Source organism: Streptomyces sp. NPDC002328 (genome assembly GCF_042890065.1).
Lineage (GTDB): Bacteria > Actinomycetota > Actinomycetes > Streptomycetales > Streptomycetaceae > Streptomyces.
Genome location: NZ_JBIARQ010000003.1, coordinates 214,092 through 227,568, shown reverse-complemented (window position 1 = coordinate 227,568; position 13,477 = coordinate 214,092). Strand labels below are relative to the sequence as shown.

General features: G+C 73.0%; 13 protein-coding genes and 1 pseudogene. 6 read left to right on the top strand and 8 right to left on the bottom strand.

The features are described 5' to 3' along the window. The first annotated feature begins 198 nt into the window (after positions 1–198). The 4 genes from ACFYX4_RS10715 to ACFYX4_RS10700 all read left to right on the top strand — a co-directional run bounded on the left by ACFYX4_RS10715 (position 199) and on the right by ACFYX4_RS10700 (position 5,090). Positions 199–960 (top strand): DeoR/GlpR family DNA-binding transcription regulator, encoded by a 762-nt coding sequence (locus ACFYX4_RS10715; RefSeq protein WP_389329240.1) that lies wholly within the window; start codon positions 199–201, stop codon positions 958–960. Then, positions 957–1,904, top strand: coding sequence for a 1-phosphofructokinase (pfkB, locus tag ACFYX4_RS10710; RefSeq protein WP_389329237.1), 948 nt, complete (start codon positions 957–959; stop codon positions 1,902–1,904). The genes ACFYX4_RS10715 and pfkB overlap by 4 nt, the downstream gene beginning before the upstream one ends. A gap of 337 nt (positions 1,905–2,241) precedes the next feature. Further along, positions 2,242–4,374 carry a fructose-specific PTS transporter subunit EIIC gene (locus ACFYX4_RS10705; RefSeq protein WP_389329234.1) on the top strand — a complete coding sequence of 711 codons (2,133 nt, stop codon included), beginning with the start codon at positions 2,242–2,244 and terminating at the stop codon, positions 4,372–4,374. A gap of 515 nt (positions 4,375–4,889) precedes the next feature. Further along, a complete protein-coding gene (locus ACFYX4_RS10700; protein WP_389330228.1) occupies positions 4,890–5,090 on the top strand; it encodes a hypothetical protein in 201 nt (66 codons plus the stop codon). A 58-nt stretch (positions 5,091–5,148) separates the two neighbouring features. On the opposite strand, the gene ACFYX4_RS10695 is transcribed toward ACFYX4_RS10700, so the two are convergent. The 3 genes from ACFYX4_RS10695 to ACFYX4_RS10685 form a co-directional block, all read right to left on the bottom strand. Beyond that, complete coding sequence (locus ACFYX4_RS10695) at positions 5,149–5,895, bottom strand: DUF6227 family protein (RefSeq protein WP_389329231.1); 747 nt, start codon at positions 5,893–5,895, stop codon at positions 5,149–5,151. Positions 5,896–6,090: 195 nt separating this feature from the next. Further along, a complete protein-coding gene (locus ACFYX4_RS10690) occupies positions 6,091–7,317 on the bottom strand; it encodes an Ig-like domain-containing protein (RefSeq protein WP_389329228.1) in 1,227 nt (408 codons plus the stop codon). A 161-nt stretch (positions 7,318–7,478) separates the two neighbouring features. Continuing rightward, positions 7,479–8,513, bottom strand: coding sequence for a P1 family peptidase (locus ACFYX4_RS10685; protein WP_389329225.1), 1,035 nt, complete (start codon positions 8,511–8,513; stop codon positions 7,479–7,481). A gap of 49 nt (positions 8,514–8,562) precedes the next feature. Between ACFYX4_RS10685 and ACFYX4_RS10680 the strand changes: the two genes are divergently transcribed. After that, positions 8,563–8,745, top strand: a complete 183-nt coding sequence (locus tag ACFYX4_RS10680) for a hypothetical protein (protein WP_389329223.1) — start codon at positions 8,563–8,565, stop codon at positions 8,743–8,745. Positions 8,746–8,764: 19 nt separating this feature from the next. Here ACFYX4_RS10680 and ACFYX4_RS10675 read toward each other — a convergent pair whose 3' ends face one another. Beyond that, positions 8,765–9,256, bottom strand: coding sequence for an MscL family protein (locus ACFYX4_RS10675; RefSeq protein ID WP_389330225.1), 492 nt, complete (start codon positions 9,254–9,256; stop codon positions 8,765–8,767). A gap of 189 nt (positions 9,257–9,445) precedes the next feature. Beyond that, a complete protein-coding gene (locus ACFYX4_RS10670; RefSeq protein WP_389329220.1) occupies positions 9,446–10,081 on the bottom strand; it encodes a hypothetical protein in 636 nt (211 codons plus the stop codon). Between the two features lie 90 nt (positions 10,082–10,171). Here ACFYX4_RS10670 and ACFYX4_RS10665 point away from each other — a divergent pair. Then, a pseudogene (locus tag ACFYX4_RS10665) lies at positions 10,172–10,597 on the top strand (GNAT family N-acetyltransferase); the annotation flags it as partial. 53 nt (positions 10,598–10,650) lie between these two features. Here the strand turns inward: ACFYX4_RS10665 and ACFYX4_RS10660 are convergent. The 3 genes from ACFYX4_RS10660 to ACFYX4_RS10650 form a co-directional block, all read right to left on the bottom strand. Then, the gene (locus ACFYX4_RS10660; protein WP_389329217.1) at positions 10,651–11,484 is read right to left on the bottom strand and encodes an S-methyl-5'-thioadenosine phosphorylase; all 834 of its coding nucleotides are present in this window, start codon (positions 11,482–11,484) and stop codon (positions 10,651–10,653) included. A gap of 144 nt (positions 11,485–11,628) precedes the next feature. After that, a complete protein-coding gene (locus ACFYX4_RS10655) occupies positions 11,629–11,958 on the bottom strand; it encodes an FmdB family zinc ribbon protein (protein ID WP_389329214.1) in 330 nt (109 codons plus the stop codon). Between the two features lie 67 nt (positions 11,959–12,025). Further along, on the bottom strand, positions 12,026–13,330 hold the full coding sequence (locus tag ACFYX4_RS10650; protein ID WP_389329211.1) for an MFS transporter: 1,305 nt from the start codon (positions 13,328–13,330) through the stop codon (positions 12,026–12,028). Between the last annotated feature and the right edge of the window lie 147 nt (positions 13,331–13,477).

Here is a 13,477-nt window from a genome sequence, read left to right as displayed (position 1 = left end):
TGCGTGCCGCCGGGCCCTTCGGCGTGCGCGGCGCGCGCCTCCTCGCCGCGAACCCGTTCACCCGTCACCGCCCACCCGAAGTCCGTTCATGCCCGAATCGAGCCCGAACCTGTTTACTTTCCCGAAAACCGGGCGTAGCCTCCGTGAAGAAACCACAAGTTCGGGCACGAGTCGGGACGAGTCGGAGGCGAAGCGGACATGTACGCACCGGAGCGACAGCAGGAGATCCTGCGGCTCGCCCGTGACGGCGGCCGGGTGGACGTCGTGTCGCTGGCCGAGGAGTTCCAGGTCACGGCGGAGACGATCCGCCGCGACCTGAAGGCCCTCGACCGCGCCGGCCTCGTCCGCCGCGTCCACGGCGGTGCCATACCGGTCGGACGCCTCGACTTCGAGCCGGACCTCGCGGAGCGCGAGAGCACCTCCGCCGATGAGAAGGACCGCATCGCCAAGGCCGCCCTCACCGAACTGCCGTCCGAGGGCACGATGATCCTCGACGCCGGTACGACGGTGGCCCGCCTGGCCGCGGCCCTCCCGCTGGAGGCCTCGCTCATCGCCGTCACGCACTCCCTGCCCATCGCGGCCCGCCTCGCGGACCACCCCGGCATGCAGCTCCACCTGGTCGGGGGGCGCGTACGGCACCGTACGCGCGCCGCCGTGGACGCCTGGGCGCTGCGCGCGTACGGCGAGATCCGCGCCGACGTCCTGTTCGTCGCCGCCAACGGCTTCTCCGCCGAGCACGGCCTCACCACCCCCGACCTCGCCGAGGCCGCGGTCAAGAGCGCGGCGATGGCCGCGGCCCGCCGTGTGGTGCTGCTCGCCGACTCCGCCAAGCACGGCCAGGAGCACTTCGCCCGCTTCGGCGACCTGAGCGACGTGGACCTGCTGATCACCGACAGCGGGCTGAGCCCCGACGACGCGGCCGCCATCGAGCGCGGCGGCACGGAAGTAGTGCGCGCATGATCCTCACCGTCACCCCCAATCCGTCCCTCGACCGCACCTACGAGGTCCCGTCGCTGGAGCGCGGCGAGGTCATCCGCGCCACCGGCGAACGCATGGACCCCGGCGGCAAGGGCGTCAACGTGTCGCGCGCCGTGGCCGCCGCCGGACGGCGCACCGTCGCCGTCCTGCCCCTCGGTGGTGCGCCCGGCGCACTCGTCGCCGACCTGCTCGACGCACAGGGCATCGAGGTCGCGCCGGTCCCGGTCACCGGAGCCACCCGCTCGAACATCGCGCTCGCCGAGTCCGACGGGGTGCTCACGAAGATCAACGCGCCGGGTCCCGAACTGACCGCCGCCGAGCAGGAACTCCTGCTGGAGACGGTGCGCGAGCAGTCGCACGACGCCGACTGGATCGCCTGCTGCGGCAGCCTGCCCCGGGGTCTCGCGCCCTCCTGGTACGCCGACGTCGTCGCACGGGCGCACGCCGGTGGCGCGCGGATCGCACTGGACACCTCCGGGCGCGCGCTCCTCGAGGCGCTGCGCGAGCGGCCCGACGTCGTGAAGCCGAACGCCGAGGAACTCGCGGAGGCCGTCGGGCGGCCCCTGGCGACCGTGGGCGACGCGGTGAAGGCGGCGGAGGAACTGCGCGAGATGGGCGCCCGCGCCGTCCTCGCGAGCCTGGGCGCCGACGGGCAGCTGCTGGTGGAGGACGAGGGCACCTGGTTCGCCTCCGCGCGCGTGGACGTCGTCCGCAGCAACGTCGGAGCGGGCGACTCCTCCCTCGCCGGCTTCCTCATCGCCGGCGGCAGCGGCCCGCAGGCCCTCGCCTCCGCCGTCGCGCACGGCGCCGCCGCCGTCCAGCTCCCCGGCAGCGTGATGCCGACCCCGGCCGACCTGGACCCGGCGGCGGTGACGGTCACCTCCGAGGTGCCGGCGGACCGCGAACTGAAGGAGCCGGTGTCATGACCACCCACGACGTCTCGGCGTACGAGGCGTGCGCCGGGGCACCAGTGACGGTGTCCCCCGGCCCGGCCGCGGCCCGGCCCGCCCCGCCGATGCCGATGCCGACCCCCGCGCCGCTCCCGACTCGGCGAGGCTCCTCGTTACTCGCCGTTCCCGACGGCCGGCAGGGCACCCTGAGCCGCTCTGCCGTCCGGCGGAGGCGGGGGATCCCCTGCCCCGCCTCCGCTGTCTCTCCCACCCCCGTCCCCACCCCCGCCCCTCCGGCAACCCCCCACGACATCCCCGTCCCCACCCCCGCCCACCCCACGCTCCGGGCGATACGCGTGCGAAGGAGCCCGCGATGAGTGACATGATCACCGCGGACCTGGTCGACCTCGACCTGTCCGCCCAGACCAAGGAAGCGGCGGCGCGATCCCTCGCCGAGCGCATGGTGACCAAGGGCCGGGTGACCGACCTGGAGGGCTTCCTCGCCGACGTCGCCGCCCGCGAGGCCCAGATGCCGACCGGCCTCGACGGCGGCATCGGCATCCCGCACTGCCGCAGCGCCCACGTCACCGAGCCGACGCTCGCCTTCGGGCGCAGCGCCGACGGCATCGACTTCGGCGCCCCCGACGGCCCCGCCGACCTGATCTTCCTGATCGCCGCCCCCGCCGGCGCCGACGACGCCCACCTGACGATTCTGTCCTCCCTGGCCCGTCAGCTGATGAACGACGACTTCACCTCCGCACTGCGGTCGGTGGGGGACGCGGGCGCGGCGGCGGCGCTGATCCGCGGCGAAGAGCCGGCGGAGAACGCCGGTGACGCCGGTGAGGGCGTTAGTGGCGGTGAGGGCGCGGGCGCCGCGGGTGCCTCCAAGAACGCCGCCGTGGCGTCGGCGGCGGCCTCCGCCGACGCCACGGCGGACAGCACCGCCACCCCGCCGGGCGGCGAACCGGACACGAGCGCCGCCCCCGCCGCCGAGCGTCCCTTCCGTATCGTCGCCGTCACCTCCTGTCCCACCGGCATCGCCCACACCTACATGGCGGCCGAGTCCCTGGAGAACGCGGGCCGTGACGCGGGCGTCGAGCTGGTCGTCGAGACGCAGGGCTCGGCCGGCTTCACCCGGCTCGACGCGGCCGTCATCGCCGCCGCGGACGGCGTGATCTTCGCCCACGACGTCCCCGTGCGCGACAAGGACCGCTTCGCCGGCAAGCCCACCGTGGACGTCGGAGTGAAGGCGGGCATCAACCGCCCGGCCGAACTGATCTCCGAGGTCCGCGGCAAGGCCGAGCGCGGCGAGGTCACCGCGTCCGCGACCGGCGGCTCCGGCGGAACGCCCGTCGAGCGGACCGGCGAGTCCGGCGACAGCTACGGCACCAAGCTCCGCAAGTGGCTGATGACCGGCGTCAGTTACATGGTCCCCTTCGTCGCCGCGGGCGGTCTGCTGATCGCGCTCGGGTTCGCGATCGGCGGCTGGGAGATCAACAAGGCGCCCTCGGTCATGGAGCACTTCTCCTGGACCCAGGTCGACAGCTGGGCCGCCCTGCTGTTCCAGATCGGCGCGGTCGCCTTCGGCTTCCTCATCCCGGTCCTCGCCGGCTACATCGCCTACGGCATGGCGGACCGGCCCGGTCTCGTCCCCGGCTTCGTCGGCGGCATGATCTCCTCCACCATCGGCGCCGGCTTCCTCGGCGGCCTGGCCGCCGGTCTGCTGGCCGGTGGCGTGGTCCTCGCGATCCAGCGGGTCAAGATCCCGCCGGTGCTGCGCGGCATCATGCCGGTGGTCGTGATCCCGCTGATCTCCTCGATGGTCGTCGGCTTCCTGATGTTCGTCGTGATCGGCAAGCCCATCGCCGAGGCCCAGAAGGCCATGACGGACTGGCTCGCCGGCCTCTCCGGCACCAACGCCATCCTGCTCGGCGTCCTGCTCGGCCTGATGATGTGCTTCGACCTCGGCGGCCCCGTCAACAAGGTCGCGTACGCCTTCGCCACGGCCGGCATCGCCGTCGCCGACCCCAGCGACTCCGCGATGAAGGTCATGGCCGCGGTCATGGCGGCCGGCATGGTCCCGCCGCTGGCGATGGCCCTGGCCACCACCGTGCGCGGCAAGCTCTTCACCCAGACCGAGCGCGAGAACGGCAAGGCGGCGTGGGTCCTCGGCGCCTCCTTCATCTCCGAGGGCGCGATCCCGTTCGCCGCGGCCGACCCGCTGCGCGTCATCCCCGCCTCCATGGCGGGCGGCGCGGTCACCGGCGCCCTGTCGATGGCCTTCGGCGCGACCCTGCGCGCCCCGCACGGCGGCATCTTCGTGGTCCCGCTGATCGGCAACGCGTTCCTCTACCTGGTCGCCATCGCGGCCGGCGTGTGCGTCACGACGGCCCTGGTCATCATCCTCAAGGGCCTGCGCAAGCCGGCCCCCGGCGCGGCGGCCCCGGGCACGGAGACGGGCGCGGCGGCTCCGGCGACGCAGGAGAAGCAGCCGGTAGCGGCGTGAGCCGTGGATAGCCGGTAGCGGCAGCACAGCGTTACCGGCAGTACCGCCAGTACCGGCAGTACCAGTGGCACGGCTCGAACGGTTGGCCGGTCGCAGTCCTCGCCCTCATGGGAGGGGACCGCGGCCGGCCGTCGCCGTTCCCGTTCACCGTCCGCACTACCTGCGAGATACATCACGGTTCGGGACCGAAATCCCGGAGCGTGCTGTCTACTGTGCGCATGCCTGAGGACCTCTCGATCCCCCAGACGGTGGGCGCCGCCGCCCTCGCCCTGGCCTTCGCCGCCTGGCTGTACGTCCTCTCCCGCATGCTGCGTCGCGGTCACCGCGGCCCGGTCGCACGGGGCTCCGCCGGTACGCGGGGCACGGGTGGCACGAGCGGCGGGACGGGCAGGGGCGGCGAGAGCGGCGTGAACGGCGCGAGCGGCCGAGCGGGAGGGCGGCGCGTACGGCGCGCGGGGGAGCGTCCGCGGCTCGACCGGCGCGCGAGGCGCGTACGGAGCTCCCGGGCGGACAGTCTGCGCCTGAGCTCCGACGGATGGCGCAGGGGCGCCGCCGCACGCCCCGCGGATCCCGCCACACCCCAGGCCCTCCCCGCGCTCCCGGCCCTCCCACGCCAGCGCCAGGCCTGCCCGCACCTGGAAACCGTCGAACTGACCCCAGCCGAACAGGCAGCCTTCGCAGGCCTGGTACGCCAACTCACCGACGACAGCCGCTGACCGGGCCGCCGAGCCGGACACCGGGCCCGCTGCCGGGCGGGTTCGAGGGGCAGTGGGGTCAGGAGACCTGTGCTGCCCGTCGCTCCATCGCCTCTCGGGCCGCCGCTTCCGACGGATACACCTCGCACATGTGCCGTCCGTCGGGCGTCGCCGTGTGTTCGACCTCCCACAGGGAGATCTCCTGGCCGTCGCGCAGCAGGAACGCGTGCTCGTAGAGCGCGAAACCCAGGCCGATGCGCCCGGCGCGGCACGGACGCCCGAACGCCTGGGTGATCTGGTGCGCGAACGCCGTCGTCAGCAGCGTGGCCGTGTCGGGGCCGGGCCGGTCGGCGTTCTCCGCGCGGCGCAGCAGCCTGCGCGCGTGGTCCGCCGAGTCGTCCGGCACATACACGTGCCGCGGCGCGGGGATCGGCGCCAGCTGCACCAGCACCGGCAGCTCGAAGTCGGGCGTGTCCGGCGGCAGCGGCAGCCGGGCCGTCGCCGCGCGCAGCTCCTCCTCGTCCACGTACACCTCGTGCTGCGGCTCGCTGCCCGGCGTGGGGTTGTGGACGAGCTCCCACAGGGTGAGCGCACACCCGTCGGCCAGCAGCCAGGTGTGCCGATACGTCTCGCGGTGCAGCCCCGCGCTGTGATGCGCGGAGTGCAGTGAGCTGTCGTGCGCCAGCGCGCAGTCGAGCCGCCTGATCGTGTCGTCGGGCAGCTCGAACGAGTTCAGGGCGCGACCGAGGAGCCGCGCGAGGTGCTCCTCCGGAGTCTCGGGCGACTCGGCTGGTCCGTGCGCTGCCGTCTCGTACGGAACGCTCAAGGTCTCTCCCGGCGTCGCTGCATGTCACCTTGTGGGTGCATACCGTAGCCCCTCGGCCGGACATCATGTCCGGGAACCGAGAAAACGTCCGTCGTGAAAACGTCGGGGCCGCGCGAGATGTTCCCGCGCGACCCGAAGATCCCTCAGAAACCGCCGGTCAGCGGCCCCTCCCGCCGGAACCCGGCCGGAGCCCCGTCACACCGCGCTCCCGGCGGTCCACTCGCTCCACGCCATGTTCCAGCCGTTGAGCCCGTTCTCCGGGGCCACCGGCTTGTCGGCGGAGTTCTTGACGATCACCACGTCCCCGACGACGGAGTTGTCGTAGAACCACTTGGCGGGGGTGTCGCCCTGCGCGCCCCGCACATCTTGCAGCCCCACGCAGCCGTGGCTGGTGCCCTCCCGGCCGAACGGCGGATTGCCCTTGTTGTACCAGTAGTTGCCGTGGATGAACGTGCCCGACTTGGTCAGCCGCATCGCGTGCGGCACGTCCGGGATGTCGTACGCGTTGGCCAGGCCGACCGTCCTGCTGTCCATGTGGTGCTGCTTGAACTTCTCGGAGATCACCATCTGCCCGTTGTACGTGGTGAACTCCGAGCTGCCCGCCGAGATCGGCACCGACCGCAGCGTGCTGCCGTCCCGCACGACCGTCATCGTCTGCGTGTTCACGTCGACCGTGGACACCTGCGACCGCCCGACGGTGAAGCTGACCGTCTTCTTCTGCACCCCGTGGACGCCGTTCGCGCCCTCCACCCCGTCCAGGTCGATCTTCATCGTGACCTTGGAGCCGGCCTTCCAGTACTCCTGCGGCCGGAAGTCGAGCCGCTGCGACCCGAACCAGTGCCCGACCACCTTCTGTCCGCTGCTGGACGTCACCGTGATGTGCGACTGCACGGCCTTCTTGTCGGTGATCGCCTTGTCGAAGGTGAACGACACCGGCATCCCCACGCCGACCGTCGTGCCCTCGTCCGGCGTGTACGTCCCGACGAAGCTGCCGGCCGTCGTGACCGTGGTGAAGGCCGAGTCCGCGGCCACCGTCCGGCCGTTCGCGTCCTTCGCGGTCGCCGCTATCTCGTACTTCGTGCCGCGCTCCAGCTGCTGCTTCGGCTTCCAGCTCTTCCCGTCGGCCGCCAGCGAACCCTCCACGGCCTGCCCCGAACCCGCCACCGTCATCTTCACGGCGGTGAGTTCGCCGCCGCTCACCGTGACCCCCGTCGAGTTGATCGACGCGCCGGTCGAGCCGTCCTTCGCCGAGATGGCGATCTTCGCGGTGGCCGTCTTGGCGGAGTCCTTGCCGTTCTTGCCCCCCTTGCCGTCGTCCTCGGCGTTGGCGCTGCCGCCGCAAGCGGTCAGGGTCAGGGCGCCGACCACGAGGGCGGCACAGGCCCCCAGTACGCGCCGCGCTGCTATGTCCGGCGTTGTCACGGGCTGCTCCATCTTCATGCGATATACGAGATCCGCTCCTTACGCCGAGGAAGAGGCTCGCACCGCCCAACTGGGTTCCCGCTGAACCCCGTTGGCACATTCGCGTGACAGAACCAAGACAATCGCCGCTCGCGCCCTGCAATGCGCGCTGGGAGGGCCCCTCACTCCCGCACGCCGTACAGCTCCGTGTACGACGGCCACCCCTCGTCAGCTCCCGTCTTCACCGACTCGGCGGCGCGCACCGCCCGCACGATCGCCCGGGTGACCATGTCCGCTCCCGCCGCGAGGATGTCGTTCAGTGCGAGCGGCCGGTCGGCGGGGAGCGGGTGGGCGCCCGTCGCCAGGGTGAAGACCGTGTCGCCGTCGTTGAGGAGGTGGACCGGCCGCACGGCTCTCGCGATGCCGTCGTGCGCCGTGCCGGCGAGCTTCTGCGCCTGGGCCTTCGTCAGCTCCGCGTCGGTGGCGACGACGGCGAGCGTCGTGTTCAGCGGCGGCGGCGCGTTCCTCGCGGCGGACTCGGCCAGGCGGCGGCGTGCCGCGTCCCGCACCCGATCCTCCGGATACTCCACCCGCCCCTGGAACAGCTCCCCGTACAACACCCCCGTCTCCGGATCCAGCGCCGAACCCACCGCGTTGGCCACCACCAGCGCCGCCACCGTGACCCCCGAGTCGAGGACGACGCTCGCGCTGCCGACCCCGCCCTTCATCGGCCCGAGCACCGCACCGGTCCCGGCGCCGACGCAGCCCTGCGGCACCGGCGCGCCCGGTCCGGTCGCCGCGGCCGCCTCGACCGCCGCCCGGCCGGTGGCCGCGTCCGGACGGGCCCGGAAGTCGCCGCCGCGCCCCAGGTCGAAGACGCAGGCGGCGGGCACCACCGGCACGACGTGGGCCGGGTCGGGGCCGACGGACACTCCGCGCCCCCGCTCCTCCAGCCAGGCCATCACCCCGGACGCCGCGTCGAGCCCGTAGGCGCTGCCGCCGGTCAGGACGACCGCCTCGACCCGCTGCACCACGTTGCGCGGGTCCAGGGCGTCGGTCTCCTTCGTGCCGGGGCCGCCGCCGCGTACGTCCACGGCGGCCACGGCCCCGCCCTCAGGCGCGAGGACGACCGTGGTGCCGGTGAGCCAACCGCCGCCGACGCGCGTGGCATGACCCACCCGCACACCGGCGACGTCCGTCAGAGCGTCAACTGTCATGCGGGCCAGTCTCGCGGGTCCGTCACCGCCGGGGCCGTACCCTGGAGGCATGACCACCCCCTCGGCTCCCGAGCCGCGCGAGCCGAAGCCCGCGCTGATCTTCGACGACCCCCTGGACCAGCAGTCCTCGGACGACACGGACCGCGGGTGGGGCGAGCGTCCGGGGGCCGGCGGCGACAGCGCGGCCGACCTGAAGCGCTTCCTCGACGAGAAGCCGCCCCACCACCTCTGAACCGGCCGCGCCGGCCCCGCTAGCGACCGCCGGAGCCGACCCCCGATCCGGGACCGGTGCCGGGGCCGGGGACGAACCCCGAGCCGGGGCCCTGGCCGAATCCCGTGCCCGGCTGACCGCCTTGCTGCTGCTGGGCGATCAGCGCGTCGCGGATCTCCTTGAGCACCTCCAGCTCGGTCACCTCGATGATCTCTTGCGTGCCCTCCTTCGCCTTCCTGCGCGCCTCCACCCTCGCCAGGTACTTGGCCATGGGCAGCACCATCAGGAAGTAGACGACCGCCGCGGTGATCACGAAGCTGAGCGTCGCGCCGAGGACCGAGCCCCACAGCAGCTGGATGCCCTGCTCGCCCTCGCAGGACGAGCTCAGGCACGAGCTGTAGTGGTCGAGGTTCTTCGTGCCGATCGCGCCGACCAGCGGGTTGATGATGCCCTTCACCACCGAGTTGACGATGCTCGTGAAGGCCGCGCCGATCACCACCGCCACGGCCAGATCGACGACGTTCCCGCGCATCAGGAAGGCCTTGAAGCCCTGCAAGACGCTCGGTTCCTTCTTGTTCTCGCTCACCTCGGGGACACTCCTCTGCACAGGTTGTGGAAAGAACAGCTCCGCAACCTACGTCAGGGCGAGCGGGCCGTGTCCAGTCAGGGGGCGCCTCGGTAGGATTCGACACCGAACCGCGCAGAAACCGCACCACGAGCTTCACCAGAGCGTCACCGCCAGCCGTGCCGTCGCGCTCGCGCCCGCCAGCCGCGCCGCCGTGGTCCGTGGCACCGACAGCACGACGAGCGCACCGCCGTCGATCTCTTCGCCCAGGGGCTCCGGCACCTTCGTCACCAGCGCCCGGCGCGCCACCGTCCGCGCCTCCCCGCCCGTCGCCGTCTGCTCGGCGGCGATGACGTCGACACGGTCCCCGGGGCGCAGCAGCCGTACGGTGGCCGCGTCGGCGATCCGCACCGGGGCCGCCACCACCGTCTCGGCGGCGGGTCGACGGCGTACCGGATCGTCCGTCGCCGGGAGGGCGCCGGTCCGCTTAACACCTTCGCCGGGGTGTCCGCGGGCCCCGTCGGCCTCGCCCGGACCCGCCGCCACGAGCGCCGCCGCCGTCACCGCGAGCCCCAGCGCTACAGCCCGCCTGCGGCTGCGCACCAGCCGCCGCGCCTGATACCGCCCGCCCCGCACCCGCACGGGAGGGAACTGCGGCACCTCGCACGGCGCGGGAGCCTCCGTGCCGGGCGGACGGGAAGTCGTAGGCGGGGGAGAGGGAGTTCGGGTCGAGGAAGACGGAGTCGGGGCGAAGAAAGAGGGAGAGGGAGAGGGAGAGGGAGCGAAGGACACGGGATCACCACCAGCGACGAGGAATCGGCCTGCGAGACCACGATCGGTCATCTCGCCGCCGCTCGCCGGGGCCCGTGGACCGCCGAGTGATTGTGGACAACTCCCTCACCCGAACGGCGAATTCCGCCCCCGGCCGCCCCCGGCCGCCCCCGGCTGACCCCGGCCGCCCCGGCGGTCCCGGCGGTCCCGGCGGTCCCGGCGGTCCCGGCCGCCCCGCTCCTCGAAATCACCGCGCTGTACGCCTCGAACCGCGAGTTCCAGGCGCTCAGTGGCGACTTCCCCGACCCGGACGACATCCGTCCCGAGCAGGTCGCGGCGGCGCTGGCGCGGGAGCTGGCGAACCCGGACGTGGAGGTGCTGCTCGCCCGTGACGCCGGGCGGCTCGTCGGAGTCGTCATCACCCTCGCCCACCACCCCGACCCGGCCGACCCGGACCCGTGGATCGGGCTGCTGATCGTCGACGCGGCCGTACGGGGCCAGGGCTACGGGTGGCGCATCGCCGAGGCCGTCGAGTCCCGTTTCCGCACGGCCGTCCGCGCCCCGCTCCCGGCCCGCCCCGCCTCCCCGCCCTACGGCAGCGCGAACCCCGGATTCAGCCCGCCCAGCGCCGTCGTGCACAGGCAGTCCCGTTCGTCCTTCGCCGGCAGTGCCGCCACCGCGTCGAACAGCACGCCCCGCAGTCGGTCCACGTTCGCCGCGAACACCCGCAGCACCTCCTCGTGCGAGACGCCCTCGCCGGTCTCGGCGCCCGCGTCCAGATCGGTGACCAGGGTCAACGAGGTGTAGCAGAGCTCCAGTTCACGGGCGAGCGCCGCCTCCGGATGGCCCGTCATGCCCACCACGGACCAGCCCTGCGCCTGGTGCCACAACGATTCGGCGCGGGTCGAGAAGCGCGGCCCCTCGATCACGACCAGGGTCCCGCCGTCCACCGCCTCCCATTCCCGGCCGCGCGCGGCCTTCAGCGCCGCCGAGCGCCCGACGGGGCAGTAGGGGTCGGCCAGCGACACGTGCACCACGTTCGGCACCGTGCCGTCGGGCAGCGGAAGCCCGTCGAAGTAGGTCCCCGGCCGGGACTTCGTACGGTCGACGAGCTGGTCCGGCACGAGCAGCGTGCCCGGCCCGTACTCGGGGCGCAGCCCGCCCACGGCGCACGGACCGAGGATCTGGCGCGCGCCGACCGAGCGCAGCGCCCACAGGTTGGCCCGGTAGTTGATGCGATGGGGCGGGAGGTGGTGGCCGCGTCCGTGCCGGGGCAGGAAGGCGACCCGCCGGCCGGCGATCTCGCCGAGGAAGAGGGAGTCGCTGGGCGGTCCGTACGGGGTGTCCACCTGGATCTCGGTCACGTCGTCGAGGAACGAGTAGAAGCCCGAACCGCCGATTACGCCGATCTCTGCGTTCGCCATGACCAGCACAGTAGCCGCAATCGAACACCGGCCGGCCCCGGCCCGGCTCCCGCTCCACGGCCGCAGACCGGCAGCCCTCCCGCTCCGGACACGCCGAAGACCCTGTCGTCGTGTCGTACGACGACAGGGTCCCGAAAGCGATCCCTACGCGGCGGAAGTGCCGGCGGACGTGCTCGCGCCGGACGACTTCGACGCCGAGGAGGACGACGAAGAGGACGTCGACGAAGATGAAGAAGAAGACGACGACGAGTCCGAGGACGTCGACGACTTCGACGCCGGCGAGCTGCTCGACGAGGAGCCGCGGCTGTCGTTGCGGTAGAAGCCGGAGCCCTTGAAGACGATGCCGACCGCGGAGAACACCTTCTTGAGGCGGCCACCGCACTCGGGGCACTCGGTCAAGGCGTCGTCGGTGAACTTCTGCACCGCCTCGAGGCCCTCGCCGCACTCGGTGCACTGGTACTGGTAGGTCGGCACTGTCTTCCTCCTGGCACTCTCACTCGATGAGTGCTAACGACGATCCATAGTGACGTATTCCGGGGGATCAGTCCACTGTCACCGGCGCGCGGTGACCGACGCCACGTGCGACGGTGAGGTTCCGGGGGCTCCCCACCAGCCGGGAACGCAGCGCCAGCAGGACCGCCAGGGCCAGCAGCGTGCCGCCCAGCGGGACCAGGAATCCGGCGCCGGTGTGGAAGCGGTCCTCCAGTTGGCCGGCGACCGTGACGGCCGCGGCCTGGCCGAGCGCCACCGCGCCCGTCAGCCAGGTGAACGCCTCGGTGCGCGCCCCGGCCGGCACGAGGCTCTCGACCAGCGTGTAGCCGGTGATCAGGGCGGGCGCGATGCACATGCCGACCAGGAGGCCGAGGCCGGCCAGCACGAGCACCGAGTGGGCGGTCCACAGGCCGGAGGCCGCCAGCGCCAGCGCGGCGTAGGCGACGACGAGGCGGTGCTGCGGGGCGGCCTTCCAGGCGACGGCGCCGCAGACCAGCCCGGAGAGCATGTTGCCCGCGGCGAAGGTGCCGTACAGGACGCCGTTCAGGCCGGGCTCGCCGATCGACTCGGTGAAGGCGGCCAGCGACACCTGCATGCCGCCGAAGACGGCCCCGATGCCCAGGAAGGTCACGATCAGCACGCGCACGCCGGGGACGCGCAGGGCGGAGTCGTGCTTCACGCGTGCGTGGCCGTCGGCGGCGGCCACCGAGGGCTGGGTGCTCTTCTGCGCGGCGAACAGCAGTCCGCCCACGAGGGTCAGCGTGGCCTCGGTGACCAGGCCGGCGGCCGGGTTCACGGCGGTGCACAGGGCGGTCGCCAGCAGGGGGCCGACGACGAAGGTCAGTTCGTCCGTGACGGACTCGAAGGCCGTCGCGGTGCTCATGAGGGGCGAGCCCTTCAGCTTCACGCCCCAGCGGGCGCGCACCATGGGGCCGACCTGCGGGACCGAGGCGCCGGTGGGCACGGCCGCGGCGAACAGCGCCCACAGGGGCGCGTCGGCCAGGGCGAGGGCCGTCAGGGTGAGGGCGGCCACGGTGTGCAGGAGCACTCCGGGGACGAGGACGGCGCGCTGGCCGTAGCGGTCGGCGAGACGGCCGCTGTAGGGCGCGAAGAGCGCCATGGAGACGCCGGTGACGGCCGCCGCGGCGCCGGCCGCGCCGTAGGAGCCGGTGGTGTGCTGCACGAGCAGCACGATGGAGAGGGTGAGCATCGCGAACGGCTGGCGTGCCGCGAAGCCCGGCAGCAGGAACGTCCATGCGCCGCGCGTGCGCAGCAGTCGCCCGTATCCGGGGCGGGGGGAGGCCGACGAGTCCTTCGACTGCTTCGACGGCTCGGAGGTGACCGTGGATGCCACGGCCCGTGCCTTTCTGCCGCCTGGTAGCGCGACCCCGGGGCTGCGGGGGCGCCGAGAGCTGTCCTCTTGCGCGTACGCGGTAGATACCGGCGCTCACTGCGGAGGTCGTTCCGGCCGCCATACGGTCGCGCCAGCTCTGCGTCAGGC